Raw genomic sequence first — 16,948 nt, 5'->3', positions numbered from 1 at the left:
CCGTTAATAGCGGTTCTAGGGTTCAAATCCCTATCCCTCCACCACTTTAAAGAAAGCCGCTGAGAAATCAGCGGCTTTTTTGTATCTGGCGTTTGCGTAAAGAACTTACGTATTTTCCACTACGCCACCTTTCGGCTCACTTCAAAACGCCCAATCAATTGGTCTAAACGGCTCAATGCATTGCCCATCAAGGACACTCGACGTGCGAGTTGCTTAGTAGACAGTTGTAAGTCAGATATTGAACGTTGGGCTTTATCTGCCGTTTGTCCATTTTTCTGACTGTTTTCATCTAAGTTAGACATCGTGGTAAAGAGGTCACTCACCGCTGATTGAATTTGCTCACTGCGAGCATTTGAGTCGACTGTTAAGTTTCCTTTACTCACATTCTCGACACCTCGCTCCATGGACTCAACAGCACTGCGAGACTTACTATGCAGCTCTTTCATTAGGTCACTAATATGGTTAGCAGCTTGTGAAGTTCGGTCAGCCAGAGTTCTTACTTCAGAAGCGACGACAGAGAACCCTCTCCCGTGTTCACCTGCTCTTGCCGACTCAATGGCCGCATTCAAGGCCAAAAGGTTAGTCTGCGCGGTAATGTCAGTAATGATATCTATAATGTCAGACACCTTAGTCATTTCATTATTCACCTCATTCACGCTATGCGCCGAGCTTTCTACGATATTGCGAACAATCTCCATGCCTTCGACGGACTGATTGTACTCCTTCTCTGCGCTCAGGACGGCTTGTTTCATCACCGTGTCCATTTGCGTTGCTGAGACACTCGCATGAGTAATTTCGCTCTGTTGATACTGACTCAACTGAAGCATATTGCTTAACGCTTGTGATGCATCATCACTGGTTTGCTTCATCACGACACTGCGACGAAACATCGATTCCGAAACCTCTCTAACTTCGTGACTCGCATGGATCAACTCACTCACCGTGTTATCTAAATTGTCGATAAAACTGTTAGTCCAGCGCCCTAAGTTGCCAAGTTCATTATGACTGAATGTGGTGGGATCAAGTCTCCGACTTAAGTTGCCATCACCTTCAGCTAAGGTCTGCATTACCCCGGTCATTTCATGAATCTTCTTCGCTAGTGGTTTGGCGCTAACTAAACGGAATAAGCCCAATGAAAGCAACGCGCAAGCGAACATAATGCCACTCTGCATAAAAGGTGTGAGTGTATAAAGGTTGGCAAACAGTAATGGAACAAATAGAGGCAGTAGCATGCAGCTGATAAAGTGCTTAGATAAGGTATAACTTAGACTTCGGTCTCTGTAGACCTCTTCTAAATCGGACTCACACATCATGCCAAAGGTATCTGGTGAACCATCCAATTGAAAAGTGATACCTTTGCCAATAACGGGTATGTGGCGATAGTCAGAATACCCCGGATAACCAATAAACAAGTTATTGCCATTTTTAATGGTTTCTCTTACGCCTGGGTGAAGCTGATTAGTGGCTGGGTCTGTAAAGCGAATCTCAAATTCGGTGTGGTGCTGGATCTTAACCGTTCCCCAATCAGTATGAACCCCTTGCTTTAAGTTCTCGCCGTGTGAAAAGGTATTATCTTCAAAGCGAGAACGAGAGAGCGCAACACCCGGCTGAGTATGAGGATCATGAATGGAGTCGACCATAAAGATATAGTTATCACCCGACTCGCTATAAATATGCCCCGCTTCTCTTTGAATAATGTCACCAATAACATCATTTGGAACACGACCACATAGGAATTGCGGCGCCCCTTCATCCCGAGAAAAGGGGACATAAAACATCAGCGTTACTTGGTCATGAAACGATGAACTCGAAGCCCCTACGTTCAACGTGCGCTGATCCATATACGGCCCATGCAGATAACGCTTTGAAGCCCCTTCAACTAAAGCCTTCTTGTCTCCAAGGTTAACCCCTACATGCTCATGATAACTCGATGCTTGTGCTATCCCCTTAGCATCGACGATCGCCAACTCAGAAAAATCCGTACTGCGTTTAAGAAGGCTAGATAACGTCCCCTGTGCTTGCTCTTCCGTTCGACTTGCCAAATAAACAGCAGAGTCTTCTAAAAAGTCCCATTGATTCTTGACCCAGTTATGCAGAAGTTGAACTCGCGTGTGAGCAATACTTTCAAAAGCTTGTTCAAGCTCCTCCGTCCTACTTCGATTGAGGAAACAAGCTCTGCGCATAGCCAGTTTTCCTGTTGCGCCAAACCAATTAAGCCAACTACGTTCCTTGTCCGTCAGGTTCATTTTTATCCCTTGTGTTTTTATAGACACATGGGTAAAGCAATTTACAGACCACAATTAATCACACAAATACGTAACTAATTAATAAAAAAGCACTTTATATGAATCACAATGGTGCAAGCGTGTCTTTTATGGTGCAAGATACGCTTATTTCACACCATCATTTCAATGAGCTATCAGGCGCTAATTTGAGAGGTTAACCGTGAACATGATAGGCCGCTTTTAACAGCTGCATGTGAATCGGCACCAGATCTTGGTGTTTAGTGCGGTACCCGCCACCGACTACGCAAGCCATCGGAATAGACTCTGATTTCGCTAATTCAATCATGAAACAGTCGCGCTCAAATATCCCTTGTGTCGAGACATTCAAATAACCCAGTTCATCGTCTTGATGAATATCTATCCCCGCATCATAAATAATCAGATCAGGTTGATGGTGAGCAATCGCTAACTTAGTGACTTGTTCAAAACAACGTAGGAACTCTTCATCTTCTGTTTCACGACTTAATGGCACATCTAAATCGGATAGCGGCTTTCGTGCAGGGAAGTTTTTATCGCAGTGGAACGACAGAGTAATGATGTCGTCGTTGTCTTGACAAAGAGTTGCTGTGCCATCACCATGATGAACGTCGCTATCAACGATCAGCACTTTATCGATATGTTCAAAGGTCAGCGCGTGTTTTGCCGCTAAAACCAAATCGTTCAACAAACAAAAGCCACTGCCAAAATCATGATGCGCATGATGATAACCACCACTCAAATGAATCGCTAAACCAGTCTCTATTGCCATTTCAGCGGCCAAGCAGGTTCCACCACTTGAGTAGAGTGTTCTTTCGATAAGTTGCTCGCTCCACGGGAAACCGATACGTCTCATCTTTGCTGCAGGTAACTTACCAGACACGAGCAAATCAACATATTCGCTATCATGTACCTGTTTTACTTGCTCAACCGAAACCGGCGTTGGTTGGCACACTTCAAACTTGCACTTCCATCGAGGTTCGCTATTCATCAGCGCCTCAACAGCACTATGCAACAACTGATATTTGTTGATTGGGTAGCGATGACCTTCTGGTAAAGGTAACTGTGAATAGATTGGGTGGTAAATTAAAGGAATCATAATCAGGCTAATTGCGTATCTTTCTCAAAATCATAACAGCCTCAAACTTGGCGACAACCTTAATTAATGATAATGGTTATCATTATTATTAATTCTAAAGTAGAGACCATAATGAAAAACGTAATACTCATCTTTGGGGTGATCTGCGGCTCAGCGGCAGCAGTAATGATTTTTGTAGGAATGCTAATGGCCAGTTGGTGGAGCGTTGATTTTCTCGTGTTAAGCCATCAAACTTAACTAATTGAACTGAAAAGGAATCACCATGAGCGTTATTTTTATTACTGGAGCGAACCGCGGCATTGGCTTAAGCCTGACTCGACAATACTTGGAAAGTAATCACAAGGTGTACGCGACTTATCGTGATGACAATTCAGCAAAAGAACTGCTCTCACTCGCAGACCACAACACCAACCTTACCTGTATTCAATTAGAGATAACCGATTACCAAGCAGTAAGCCAACTCCCTTCGCAAATAGAGTCGATTGATATCTTGATCAACAACGCTGGCTACTATGGCCCTAAAGGCTACGGGCTGGGTAATACCGATGTTGAAGAGTGGCGTCGTGTATTCGAAGTCAACACCATCGCTCCACTAAAGCTTGTCGAAACGCTATTGCCTTTACTCAAAGACAGCGATATCAAAAAGGTCGCTTGTTTATCCTCTAGAGTCGGCAGTATGTCAGAGAACACCTCAGGCGGCGGTTACATCTATCGCTCCTCTAAAGCCGCTCTAAACTCCGTGGTGAAGAGCCTAAGCAACGACTTAACCGATGATGGCTTTACGGTGTTAGCACTGCATCCAGGTTGGGTGCAGACTGAAATGGGTGGCCCTAATGCTCTGATCGACACCGACACTTCAGCTTCCGGCCTGATTGAAGTCATCGAGTCAGCGAATACCGAAGTGAGTGGTCACTTCTTCAATTTCGATGGCAGCGAAATTGACTGGTAATCCACAGATGAATGCAGGGCATCTCTCAAACCTAGTTAAGCACTCAACGCTGTTTTGTCTAACAGTGATGCTAGCTGGCTGTTTCAGTGATGGCCCCGGCGACTTGTTCGACGACTATCAAACAAAGATAGCCAGAGTACAAGATGCTGACGAGATAATAGAGGAATGGGAATTTGAAAGCCTACCGAGAAAACGAGAACTGCTGCTTGACGTGCCCTCACTCTCTATCGGCCTCATCGACAGCTACCAGCTTCGTCAGTGTGGATTGTTCAATCTGATTGCAGAAAGAAATTCGGTTCTGGGCAAGGTCGCGGATGAGTTTCGTAATTACGATTATCAAGTCGCGCTACTTGAAGGCGTGGGCAAGTGTTTATCCAGTAATGAATTAGACCCAGAGATCGTAGAATTACTAAGAGAAATTGAGCAACAGAAACTCGCACAGTTTCCACTGCATCAATGGAATCTCATCTATGCCAGCGATGCTATGCAGTCACAAATGCGGGGTAGTCAGTGGTTACGCGCTGATATAGGCGATCAGGTACGACAAACCAGTGATGCGTTAGAACACATCAATCAAGCGTTAAACACATCGCTCGTTTCCGGCAAAACCACTGAGGTTCAAGAAGTATTAGAGAAGAGTTCGACCCTTGGGGATTTATACTACTCGCTCGCTCGGGCGTCAGTTGAGCTTGATACCATCACCAAACAGCTGACAACTTTTGATGACAAGATCATCTGTGGTAAACAACGAGACACCACTAAGTTCCGCTATCTCAACAATGTGTTCGAGCAACAATACATAGGTAAGGTTCAGCCTTACATGGCGCAACTGGATGGCTACTATCAGCACATAGCCCCGCAACTAGGAATGTTTGACGCGCAACCTGAACTGCACAGTTATTACTTTCCCATCCAAGATGCACATCAAGCCTTTCGATCATCTACTCGTCGCCATGTTGACTATTGGCAGCAACTGTTTAAACGTTGTGGCCGTAAAGTCGGACGTTAATCCTTAACTCAATAAGTCTTAGCTTTTGGTGCTCTTTTTAGCGGAAGTACCTTTTTTAGCATAGGTACCTGTCTTGGCATAAGACTTCTTCGCACCACCGCCTTTACGACGTTTAAAAGCCGGTCTTTCGACTTTAGGAAGATGACGCAGAGATTCAGGAACTTCGCCGGTTTTTACCTTGCCCATCAAACCATCAATCTTGCTTTCTAACGCTTGCATGAAAGGCTGATAAGCTTGATTTCGTTCTGCCATACCTTGCAGCTGGTGTTCCCAATGTGCCGTCATGTCTGGAAAGGTAGAATCCTCAGGTAAGGCATAAATCAAGCCTCTGCCCGCAGGGCTACTGTGAATGCTCTTACCTTGGCGCGTTAGCAGGTGCCTTTTGAATAGAGTATCTAAAATGCCTGCACGGGTTGCTTCTGTGCCAAGGCCATCGGTCTCTTTCAAAATGGCTTTAAGGTCTTTGTTCGCAACAAAACGCGCGATACCTGTCATCGCTTGAAGCAATGTAGCTTCCGTGAAGTGCTTTGGTGGTTCGGTTTTCTTATCGCCAATCACGCCTTCACGACACGTCAACACGGTACCTTTATCCAATGGAGGAACCGTATCCGTGCCATCACCTTTCTCTTCGGTATCTGTTTTGCCCATCAACACCTTCCAACCCGGGTTGATAAGCTGACGCCCTTTTGCGATGAACACACCACCAGCAATATCAAAGACCAGCTTAGCATCAGCAAAAACCGCAGGTGGGTAGAACTGCATTAGATACTGGCGAGCGATTTGCTGATAGATCTTCATCTCATTAGCAGACAAACCATTCACCGATGATTTCTTCGGAGTAGGAATAATCGCGTGGTGAGCATCAACCTTGCTGTCGTTCCATGCTTTTGATTTAAGTGAAAGATCCGCGCCTTGAGCACCACTTTGCAGCTCTTTGGCATTGTTAGCGATAGCATCCACGACCGACTCTCTTTGTGAGTAGTGCTCTTTAGGTAGATAGCGGCTATCAGAACGTGGGTAAGTGATGAGTTTGTGTTTCTCGTACAATGACTGACACGTATCTAACACCTGTTGAGCACTCATACCAAAACGCTTAGACGCATCAATCTGCAAGGCTGACAGCGAGTAAGGCAGTGGCGCAGCTTGTTTACTTTGCTTTTGCTCTGATTCCGTCACCGTCGCGGGTTGATTCGCAATTCGGTTAGCCACATTCTCAACCAGCTTTCGATTGAGCACGCGCCCTTCTTCATCTTGCCATGGTTTACATGCTTCGCTTGGCTTCCAACGCGCACGAATATCAAAGCTCTGGCCGTGATTTTGATAAGGGATCAAAGCGTGCAAAGTGAAGTAATCTTTCGGAATAAAGTTTTCGATCTCTTCATCGCGCCTTACCACCAAACCAAGTACAGGCGTTTGTACTCGCCCGACCGACAACACACCTTGGTAGCCAGCCTTTTGACCGAGTAAGGTATAAGCACGAGTCATGTTCATGCCATACAGCCAATCGGCTCTAGAGCGCGCTAATGCGGAAATAGAAAGCGGAATAAAGTCACGGTTGCTGCGCATTTGAGAAAGTGCACGTTTTACGGCAGGTAAGTTCAAGTCGCTGATCAGTAGCCTGTCCATCGACTCTTTCTTAGCCTTAGAGACTTTGCAGTAATCGATCACTTCATCCACCAGCAGCTGCCCTTCTCTATCCGGGTCACCCGCATGGACAATTTGGGTAGCGTCCTTCAATAGCTTTCGGATCACCGAGAGCTGTTTGCTTGACGTCTTACGAGGTCTTAGTTGCCATTGCTCTGGCAGAATAGGAAGATCGGCTAAATTCCACTTCTTATAACGATCATCATAAGCATCTGGCTCAACCTGCTCCAATAAATGTCCAATACACCAAGTCACCACATCCCCATTACCACATTTGATAAACCCTTGGTCTTTCTTCTGTGGATTAGGTAGTGCGGCGGCAATCGCGCGGCCGAGGCTTGGTTTTTCAGCAATAATAAGGCGAGACATGTTTTTCCAGATGCTACAAACAATTAGAGCCACATTATCTAATGTGGCTCTAATAAATCAAGAAAAACTGGTTGTTTATACAGTTAGCATTCCACTATTCAAGCTTCTGCTTTCTTTATAAGAACTCAACAAACTTAGAGAAGTCGCGTTCTGGTACCTTCATTGGCGTACAGCCCGGAGTGCCTAGGTATAGGAAGCCAACAATTTCATCGTCGCCTTCTAGGCCAAATGCTTGGTGTACTTCTGGGTGGAACATCCATTTACCTGAACGCCAAAAGCCTTGGAAACCTTGTGCAACTGCAGCCATTTGCATCGCCTGTGCCGCGCAACCTGCAGAGAGGTGTTGTTCGATAGCAGGCACTTTCTCGTGCTCAGTTACTTTGGCAATCACGGTGATCACCATTGGAGCTCGAAACGGCGCTTTTTTTACTTTCTCGATAACCGCTTCTTCGCTGTCATCCGCTTCAGCGGCGCGCACCAAGATGTCTGAAAGTTTTTGTAGGCCTGAACCTTGTGCGATAACAAAGCGCCAAGGTGTTAGTGCTCCGTGGTCTGGAGCACGCAGCCCTGCTTTGATGATGTTTTCTAACGCCACACCTTCAGGTGCCGGATCAGAGAGTTTTGCGATTGAGCGTCTGTTGAGCAATAGATCCAAAGCATCCATTTGAAGTCCTTACTATTTCTTTATTATTTGTATACTTGAACTTTAGCACAGAATACAAACGATAATAAATCTCAACGGCTGTCCATTTAGGCTAGATTCGAAACAATAAAGGCTCCTAAATCTATGACTTAGGAGCCTTGTTCAAAATCTAACTCAGCAAATTAATTAACAACATCTACCGATAAGATTACAGTTTGATAGCTGATTCTATAACTTAATCGCTAGCTCAACACCTTGACGAATTGCGCGTACTGCATCCAATTCACCGGCGTAATCGGCGCCGCCTATCACGTGCAGTTTGCCACCAAACTCTTGCCACATATCTTCAAATGGACGAACTGACACCTGACCTGCACATACGATAACCGAGTCAGCATCGAGCACCTGCTCTTTCTTACCGACGCTGATATGCAGACCTTTATCATCAATCTTGTTGTAGCTTACGCCGCCTAAAAGGTTTACACCGCGTTTTTCTAGCGTGCGCTTATGAATCCAACCAGTAGTCTTGCCCGGACCTTTACCAACACGACCCGCTTTACGTTGCATCACCCAAACCGTTTTGTCACTGAATGAATCAGGGTAAGGGTAAAGTCCGCCTGGGTGTTCCATATTCTTATCGATGCCCCACTCATGCAGCCAGTCATCTAAACTGTGAGAAGTAGGCTCGGTTAGCATGGTTGCCACATCGACACCAATACCACCAGCACCAACAATTGCGACCTTTTCGCCTACTGGTGTCTTTTCGCGAATCAAGGTTTGGTAGTCGACCACGTTTTCTTGGTCGATGCCCTCAATATCGAGCTTTCTTGGTTCAACACCCGCAGCCATCACCACTTCATCGTACTTCAACAACATCTCAAACGTTGCTTCAGTATCCAGTTTCAGGTTCACGCCTGATGCGTCGATTTGGTTAGCAAAGTAACGAATCGTTTCTCTGAATTCTTCTTTACCCGGGATCTGCATTGCCAACCTAAACTGGCCGCCGATACGGTCATTTTTCTCAATCAAGTCAACCTTGTGTCCACGTTGCGCCAACGTCGTCGCACAAGCTAAACCTGCAGGGCCTGCGCCGACTACGGCAATGGTCTTAGTCGCTTGAGCTGGTTGAACAACAATTTCAGTCTCGTAACAAGCGCGTGGGTTAACCAAACAGCTCGCTCGCTTACCCTTAAACACGTTATCAAGACAGGCTTGGTTACAGCCGATACAGGTATTGATGAACTGTGCTTGGTCTTGAGCGGCTTTATTAACAAAGTCTGGGTCTGCCAAGAATGGACGAGCCATTGATACCATGTCGGCCTGTCCTGAACTGAGGATACGTTCGGCCTCTTCTGGCGTGTTGATTCGGTTACATGTCACCACTGGGATCGACACGTATGGTTTCACTTTTTCAGTTACCCATGAGAATGCGCCTCGTGGCACTTGCGTCGCGATAGTCGGAACACGAGCTTCATGCCAACCAATGCCGGTATTGATGATAGTCACGCCCGCTTCTTCTAGCTTCTGAGCCAAAAGAACAACATCTTCAAACGTGCTGCCTTGCTCAACCAAATCCAGCATCGACAGTCGGAAAATAATAATGAAGTCGTCACCCACTGCTTCGCGAATCGATTTAACAATCTCCAGCGGGAAACGCATGCGCTTCTCATAAGAACCGCCCCATTCGTCGTAACGCATATTGGTACGTTTACAGATGAATTGGTTAATCAAGTAACCTTCAGATCCCATAATCTCAATGCCGTCGTAACCCGCGACTTGGGCGAGTTCGGCACTGTTGGCAAAGGCACCAATGGTCTTTTTAATCTGACGAGGGCTCATCTCACTTGGAGCGAACTTAGCGATAGGCGCTTTAATGCCAGACGCACTTTGCGCAAATGGGTGCATCGCATAACGACCTGCATGCAACAATTGAAGCGCAATTTTACCGCCGTGCTTGTGGACGGCTTCGGTAACAACTTGGTGCGCTTTAGCGTGCTTTACTTTACTGAATTCAGCACTGAATGGGGTTAATCTGCCACGTAAATTAGGAGAGAAACCACCAGTAACAATAAGACCAACGCCTCCTTTTGCTCGCTCTTCATAAAATGCAGCGAGTTTGTGGAGACCTTCTTTATTTTCTTCTAAACCTGTATGCATTGATCCCATCAATACACGGTTACGTAACTGGGTAAATCCAAGATCGAGTGGTTCAAGTAAATGTGGGTACATGGCAGACATCACTTCTATTATTTTATCCTTGTGGTCTGACCACAGTATAGTTCAATTACCAAAAGTTCAAACAACCGTTTACATTTTTGTAACACCGATCATAATGCTGCACGTATTAATCGTTCAGAAGCCCTTAATTTGACTACACTTAATGAGAATATATATCGATTAACAATTCTTGGTGTAGTTTGAGCTTGGGAATTATCGTAGGATACTAAGCAGTTCATATTATTGAGATTAATGGTACTACGGCTTGTTAAAGCGACGTGATCTCACTGCGGAGACAGAATGAAAAAAATATTCAAATTTATAGGCATGTTCTTTAAAGGGATTTGGAAGCTCATTACGTTTGTACGTCTTGCGCTGGTTAACCTAGTCTTTTTACTCAGTATCGCCATCATCTACTTTGTGTACTTCCATTCAGATACGGCTCAACCGACGGTTCCTCAGGATTCGGCTTTAGTGCTTAATCTGTCTGGCCCTATTGTGGAACAAAGCCGCTATATCAATCCGATGGATTCGGTCACAGGTTCACTACTTGGCAAAGACCTTCCAAAAGAGAACATCCTGTTTGATATCGTTGAAACGATTCGCTACGCAAAAGACGATGACAAGGTTACTGGTATCGTTTTAGCTCTCAAAGAGCTGCCAGAAACCAACCTGACCAAGCTACGCTACATTGCTAAAGCATTGAATGAGTTCAAAGCAACAGGCAAACCGATTTATGCGGTGGGTGACTTTTACAACCAAAGCCAATACTACCTAGCCAGCTACGCAACTAAGGTCTTCCTATCACCAGATGGTGGGGTTCTTCTTAAAGGCTATAGCGCTTACTCGCTTTACTACAAAACGTTGTTAGAGAAACTAGACGTAAACACGCACGTGTTCCGTGTGGGCACTTATAAGTCAGCTATTGAGCCTTTCATTCGTGATGACATGTCAGACGCAGCGAAAGAGTCCGCTTCTCGTTGGTTAAGCCAACTATGGGGTGCGTACGTTGATGACGTCAGCAACAACCGTCAAATAGACGCTAAGACACTGAACCCAAGCATGGACACCTTCTTGAAAGAACTTGAGTCTGTGGACGGTGACATTGCAAAACTGGCCGAGAAACTTGGCTTAGTGGATGAGCTAGCGACACGCCAGCAAGTTCGACTAGAGCTTGCCGATGTTTTCGGCAGTGACGGCCAAGACAGCTACAACGCGTTTGGTTACTACGAATACCGTACAACCATGCTTCCAAACATGACTAGTGAATCACACGACGTTGCCGTGATTGTAGCGAGCGGCGCAATTATGGATGGCAAGCAACCACGTGGCACCGTTGGCGGCGATACCACAGCAGCCCTACTGCGCCAAGCACGTAACGACGATAAAGTGAAAGCGGTTGTACTTCGTGTCGATAGCCCAGGTGGCAGTGCCTTTGCTTCTGAAGTTATCCGTAATGAAATAGAAGCGATCAAGCAAGCGGGTAAACCGGTTGTTGTGTCGATGTCGAGCCTTGCTGCTTCGGGTGGTTACTGGATCTCGATGGGTGCGGATAAGATCCTAGCTCAGCCAACCACACTAACGGGTTCAATTGGTATCTTCAGTGTTATCACCACCTTCGAAAAAGGGTTGAACGATATTGGTGTTTACACTGATGGCGTTGGCACCTCACCTTTCTCAGGTCTTGGTATTACAACTGGACTTAGCGATGGCGCGAAAGACGCGTTCCAAATGGGCATTGAAAACGGATACCGCCGATTCATCAGCCTAGTTGGAGAAAATCGCGGTCTGGAAGTCGATGCTGTCGACAAGATTGCTCAAGGTCGAGTTTGGACAGGTCAAGATGCGATTCAGAAAGGCTTAGTCGATGAGATTGGTGATTTCGATGATGCGGTTGCAGCTGCGGCTTCACTTGCAGAGCTTGAAAGCTACAACATCTACTGGGTAGAAGAGCCACTTTCGGCCACTGAACAATTTATTCAAGAATTTATGAACCAAGTTCAGATGTCGATAGGCCTAGATATTCAATCGATGATACCAAGCAGTTTACAGCCTGTTACTCAGCAGTTAGCTCAAGATAGCCAGCTGTTAGGCAGCTTTAACGACCCACAAGGCCGATACGCTTTCTGCTTAAATTGCCAAGTTCAATAAGTTGAGCCAATAACTCAATGACTAAGGGGTACCTCTGTGTGAGGTGCCTCTTTTTATTGCATGATAATTCGCTATAATCGCCCCCCTGTTCCCTACATCACACTAAGTATTAATCGCCATGGAAAGAAAACACATCTATATCGCGTACACCGGCGGCACAATTGGCATGCAGAAGTCTATTGACCACGGCTATGTTCCAGTCGCAGGTTTCATGGATAAGCAGCTAGCTGGCATGCCTGAATTCCATCGCCCAGAGATGCCTAAGTACACCATTCACGAATACTCTCCATTAATGGACTCTTCAGATATGACGCCACTTGATTGGCAGACTATCGCTGATGACATTCGCGCGAACTACGATAAGTACGATGGTTTCGTTATCCTGCATGGCACAGACACTATGGCTTACACTGCCTCTGCACTGTCTTTCATGCTTGAAAACCTCGGCAAACCTGTGATTGTTACGGGCTCTCAGATCCCACTAGCAGAGCTTCGTTCAGACGGACAAGCAAACCTGCTGAATGCGCTACACATTGCCGCAAACTACCCTATCAACGAAGTGACACTGTTCTTCAACAACAAGTTGATGCGTGGTAACCGCAGCACAAAATCACACGCAGATGGCTTCAATGCGTTTACGTCTCCAAACCTGAATCCATTGCTAGAAGCGGGTATCAATATCCAACTTAGCAATAACGTAAAGGTAAACGAACAACCTAAAGGTGCTTTCAAGGTTCATAACATTACTCCGCAACCTATCGGCGTAATCACAATGTACCCAGGCATCTCACACGAAGTTATCCGTAACACGCTATTACAACCTGTTAACGCGATGATTCTGCTTACTTTCGGTGTGGGTAACGCACCACAAAACCCAGAACTGCTTCAGCACCTGAAAGATGCCTCAGAGCGCGGTGTTATTGTGGTGAACCTAACTCAATGTTTGGCTGGTAAAGTCAACATGGGTGGTTACGCGACAGGTTGTGCACTAGCAGAAGCGGGCGTGGTGAGTGGTTACGATATGACACCAGAAGCGGCACTGGCGAAGTTGCATTATCTATTAAGCCAAAACCTAGGCTACGAAGAAGTGAAGGCTCAGATGCAACAAGTATTGCGCGGTGAGATGAGCTTATAACCTGTTCAAGGATTCACGTTAAAGCCAGTTATTCTATGAAAGTAACGGCGGCTTAACGTGAACTAAATCGTTTTATTGCTTATAAATAAACGAGTTAAACTAAAAGGGGTGGCACATTGCCACCCCTTTGTTGTAATTTAAGCTTAATGATTCGGGTTAACCCTAACAATGTCTTCTTGATCTGACTTAAACTGTTTCTTTAGTTCAGACTTAGATTTAAAGCTAATCTCACCACCAGCTGCAATTGTCATATGTTGAGCTTCAGAGTTATGTTTAGATTGGTATAACATAACCGCTTGCATACACGAGTCGCGCTGTTCTTTTGAGAGCGCCGTACCTTCTGGCCATTTACCCGTTTCAACTGCGTAGGTTAAACGTTCGTAGACCTCGGGTGTCATTGCGCTAAGAAGTTGTTCTGCATCCATGGTAAAGCCTTAGTTTTAACAATTTTCACCAGAAAATAACCCGTAACAGAATTGAGTCAAGAACCTGACCAATAATAAGTGCATCTGATCACAAGTGAAGGAATATGAAAATTATGAAATGGTTGGCGATTAGCCTATTGCCTTTCACTCTGGTTGGGTGTCTTGAAGGGAACAAAAATACCGATCAACTGTGCCAAAGCAATCCGGGTCTTCAGTGTGAACAATTGAACATGAACGATGGGCAATGTCGTGTCGCACGTACCGACCTCATCTGGCATCGATTTGAAGTTCAGAAGCAACCCACCGAAATCAACAAAATTAAAGAATTCGAATTAGTCACTGCCTACAAAAAGTGCCTAGAGCTCGCGGCACAGATCGAAACGATCGATCAATCTAAGCTGCAAGAGCGTCGCTTTACCTCTTTAATGCACAGTATCGAAGAGTCTGAGCGCATTGTTGATGAGCTATCGAAATCTGATACACCGGAAACGCTTTACTTCTTGTGGTCGCAAACTGGGGACACCAATGCCAGACGCAGTTTCCTACAACTAGAAGGCTCTGAAGCGTTAAACACAGCTGAGATGCAATATGCCTTGGCAACCTTCTATACCACCCGCAATCATATAAAGACACTTAAGCTACTCAATAATGCGCTAACGCTTTCTAATGGCTCGGTAGCCAACACTGAAATCTTCAAGTCGATGGCCAGTATCAACCACAGCCTGGGACATATGGAAAAAGCGTACGTTTGGGCAATGGTTGCCAAAGACTTTGACGTGCCGATTGCTTCTGAAGCCGAGCTCACGGTGTTGTACCATTTCGACAAGGCAACCTATAAGAAGCTAAATAAAGACGCAGATAACATCGTCGAAGCGATTGAGGATGGAATTTACAGCCCTTCAATCGTCCCGAGTTACTGATCGCTTCATTTATAGTGTTCTTACTTAAGCTTCTTATTCACCTGCTTTCAAATAAAAACAGCTACCTTTTTGGTAGCTGTTTTTATTTGTACTAGAGTTAAATCTGAAATCTTGGGCGTTTCAGCATTCCTAAATCGACAAATGCGACCTGTAAGGATTAGACAATAGTTACAAGTTATTTCGTACTTTCGTCATTTTTGTTGAAAATTAACGACACTGAATTAACACAGAACCGTTCACCTGTGGTCTTCGGGCCATCTGGAAAAACGTGACCTAAATGGCTATCACAGGCGGTACAACGGATCTCTACACGCTTCATTCCGTGACTTAGATCTTCTATATAGCGTACTGCTTCATCATTCACTGGGGCATCAAAGCTTGGCCAACCACACCCAGAGTCATATTTGTTATCCGACAGAAACAAAGGGCTTTCACAGCATGTGCAGCTATAGACGCCAGTCTTATGGTTGTGCAGTAACTTGCCGCTATATGGGGCTTCAGTACCACGCTCACGACACACTGAAAATTCGTCGTCCGTTAGGCGCTCACGCCAGTATTCATCAGGCTTTATCATATTTCCTCCCTTTTGAATCACGTTAATATCTCTCCACATTCTCAGTTATTATATTTACTTTTTTCTATAAAGGCTTGCATATGAGTCGTTTTGTAGCACATACTTTCTCACCAGGAAACATTGTACATATACACTCATAAGTGAATCATCATTTAGGGGTATTTTACCCAACTGGAAGGGTACAGAGCCACTTGCAATGGTCAATTTTCAATCACTTACACCCAATTGTTAAGAAAAGCGTCGCTTTTTTTTGACATTAAACAAGTTAAGTCGGATTATCTATTGCAGATGTATACTGGATTCTGTAATTTTACTACCAGTTATCTTTAATCAGAAATTAAGTTGTGGAGCAACTACAATGACTATCAAAGTAGGTATTAACGGTTTTGGCCGTATCGGCCGTTTCGTATTCCGCGCAGCTCAAGAGCGTGCAGACATCGAAGTAGTAGGTATTAACGATCTAATCGACGTAGAGTACATGGCATACATGCTTAAGTACGACTCAACTCACGGCCGTTTCAACGGTACTGTTGAAGTTGAAGGCGGTAACCTAATCGTTAACGGTAAAACTGTACGTGTTACAGCTGAGCGTAACCCAGAAGACCTTAAGTGGGATGCTATCGACGTAGACGTAGTTGCTGAAGCAACTGGTCTTTTCCTAACTGACGAGACTGCACGTAAGCACATCACTGCTGGCGCTAAGAAAGTAGTTCTTACTGGTCCTTCTAAAGATGCAACTCCAATGTTCGTAATGGGCGTTAACCAAGCATCTTACGCTGGTCAAGACATCGTTTCTAACGCTTCTTGTACTACTAACTGTCTTGCACCTATCGCTAAAGTACTTAACGATAAGTGGGGCATTGAGTCTGGTCTTATGACTACAGTTCACGCTACTACAGCAACTCAAAAAACTGTAGATGGCCCTTCTGCTAAAGACTGGCGCGGTGGCCGTGGTGCTTCTCAAAACATCATCCCATCTTCAACTGGTGCTGCTAAAGCTGTAGGCGTTGTTCTTCCAGAACTAAACGGCCTTCTAACTGGTATGGCTTTCCGTGTACCAACTGCTAACGTATCTGTAGTTGACCTAACAGTTAACCTAAAAGAAGCTGCATCTTACGAAGAAATTTGTGCTGCAATGAAAGAAGCTTCTGAAGGCGAAATGGCTGGCGTTCTTGGTTACACTGAAGACCAAGTAGTATCACAAGATTTCATCGGTGAAGTTCAAACTTCAGTATTCGATGCTAAAGCTGGTGTTGCTCTAACTGACAAATTCGTTAAAGTTGTATCTTGGTACGACAACGAAATCGGTTACTCAAACAAAGTTCTAGACCTAATCGCTCACATCTCTAAGTAATTTCTTTTTAGAAATCGCTTTAGATAAGCATTAGCGAAGGCTGTTTTGAGCAGACTTTGAAAAAGGCGACCTTAGTGTCGCCTTTTTAATGCCTGCTATCTTTTAAACCGCGTCTGTCTAAGCTCATCAAGATAGCCCAAACGCAAAATTCAATTCTAATACTGACTCTGCTTGTTACTCATGAAAACACAAGCATCA

The 16,948-nt window shown here is 45.1% G+C and carries 13 protein-coding genes; 6 read left to right on the top strand and 7 right to left on the bottom strand.

Annotation, left to right across the window (positions count from 1 at the left end):
- Positions 1–119: 119 nt before the first annotated feature.
- Together AB6D58_RS17685 and AB6D58_RS17680 are read right to left on the bottom strand one after the other, a co-directional pair.
- Positions 120–2,246 carry a methyl-accepting chemotaxis protein gene (locus AB6D58_RS17685; RefSeq protein ID WP_372157916.1) on the bottom strand — a complete coding sequence of 709 codons (2,127 nt, stop codon included), beginning with the start codon at positions 2,244–2,246 and terminating at the stop codon, positions 120–122.
- 193 nt (positions 2,247–2,439) lie between these two features.
- Complete coding sequence (locus AB6D58_RS17680) at positions 2,440–3,360, bottom strand: histone deacetylase (RefSeq protein ID WP_136973525.1); 921 nt, start codon at positions 3,358–3,360, stop codon at positions 2,440–2,442.
- A gap of 262 nt (positions 3,361–3,622) precedes the next feature.
- Here AB6D58_RS17680 and AB6D58_RS17675 point away from each other — a divergent pair, with 262 nt between their 5' ends.
- Both AB6D58_RS17675 and AB6D58_RS17670 read left to right on the top strand, forming a co-directional pair.
- Positions 3,623–4,309 (top strand): SDR family oxidoreductase, encoded by a 687-nt coding sequence (locus AB6D58_RS17675; RefSeq protein WP_017059372.1) that lies wholly within the window; start codon positions 3,623–3,625, stop codon positions 4,307–4,309.
- Positions 4,287–5,318: a DUF3080 domain-containing protein gene (locus AB6D58_RS17670; protein ID WP_017063445.1), complete on the top strand. Its 1,032-nt coding sequence runs from the start codon at positions 4,287–4,289 to the stop codon at positions 5,316–5,318. Before AB6D58_RS17675 ends, AB6D58_RS17670 begins: the two co-directional genes overlap by 23 nt.
- Positions 5,319–5,336: 18 nt before the next feature.
- Here the strand turns inward: AB6D58_RS17670 and AB6D58_RS17665 are convergent, their stop codons facing one another.
- The 3 genes from AB6D58_RS17665 to AB6D58_RS17655 form a co-directional block, all read right to left on the bottom strand.
- Entirely contained in the window at positions 5,337–7,331 is a 1,995-nt protein-coding gene (locus tag AB6D58_RS17665; RefSeq protein ID WP_372157914.1) for a DNA topoisomerase III, read from the bottom strand.
- 115 nt (positions 7,332–7,446) lie between these two features.
- Positions 7,447–7,995, bottom strand: coding sequence for an NAD(P)H nitroreductase (locus AB6D58_RS17660; RefSeq protein WP_017059376.1), 549 nt, complete (start codon positions 7,993–7,995; stop codon positions 7,447–7,449).
- Positions 7,996–8,202: 207 nt separating this feature from the next.
- Positions 8,203–10,212, bottom strand: coding sequence for an FAD-dependent oxidoreductase (locus AB6D58_RS17655; protein ID WP_372157912.1), 2,010 nt, complete (start codon positions 10,210–10,212; stop codon positions 8,203–8,205).
- 279 nt (positions 10,213–10,491) lie between these two features.
- Between AB6D58_RS17655 and sppA the strand changes: the two genes are divergently transcribed.
- Together sppA and ansA are read left to right on the top strand one after the other, a co-directional pair.
- Entirely contained in the window at positions 10,492–12,342 is a 1,851-nt protein-coding gene (gene sppA, locus AB6D58_RS17650) for a signal peptide peptidase SppA (RefSeq protein WP_029235699.1), read from the top strand.
- 118 nt (positions 12,343–12,460) lie between these two features.
- Entirely contained in the window at positions 12,461–13,477 is a 1,017-nt protein-coding gene (gene ansA, locus AB6D58_RS17645; protein WP_017063439.1) for an asparaginase, read from the top strand.
- 143 nt (positions 13,478–13,620) lie between these two features.
- Here the strand turns inward: ansA and AB6D58_RS17640 are convergent, their stop codons facing one another.
- A complete protein-coding gene (locus tag AB6D58_RS17640; RefSeq protein WP_010437067.1) occupies positions 13,621–13,902 on the bottom strand; it encodes a YeaC family protein in 282 nt (93 codons plus the stop codon).
- 113 nt (positions 13,903–14,015) lie between these two features.
- Here AB6D58_RS17640 and AB6D58_RS17635 point away from each other — a divergent pair, with 113 nt between their 5' ends.
- Positions 14,016–14,822 carry a DUF2989 domain-containing protein gene (locus AB6D58_RS17635; RefSeq protein ID WP_017059380.1) on the top strand — a complete coding sequence of 269 codons (807 nt, stop codon included), beginning with the start codon at positions 14,016–14,018 and terminating at the stop codon, positions 14,820–14,822.
- Positions 14,823–14,997: 175 nt separating this feature from the next.
- Here AB6D58_RS17635 and msrB read toward each other — a convergent pair whose 3' ends face one another.
- Complete coding sequence (msrB, locus tag AB6D58_RS17630; protein ID WP_080582205.1) at positions 14,998–15,435, bottom strand: peptide-methionine (R)-S-oxide reductase MsrB; 438 nt, start codon at positions 15,433–15,435, stop codon at positions 14,998–15,000.
- A gap of 319 nt (positions 15,436–15,754) precedes the next feature.
- Between msrB and gap the strand changes: the two genes are divergently transcribed.
- The gene (gap, locus tag AB6D58_RS17625) at positions 15,755–16,750 is read left to right on the top strand and encodes a type I glyceraldehyde-3-phosphate dehydrogenase (protein WP_017059382.1); all 996 of its coding nucleotides are present in this window, start codon (positions 15,755–15,757) and stop codon (positions 16,748–16,750) included.
- Positions 16,751–16,948 lie beyond the last annotated feature (198 nt).

Origin of the sequence: Vibrio sp. 10N.239.312.D08, from assembly GCF_041466145.1 — a bacterium.
Classification (GTDB): Bacteria; Pseudomonadota; Gammaproteobacteria; order Enterobacterales; family Vibrionaceae; genus Vibrio; species Vibrio crassostreae_C.
Note: the sequence above shows the minus strand (reverse complement) of the source record. Positions and strands in the feature narration are given on the sequence as shown.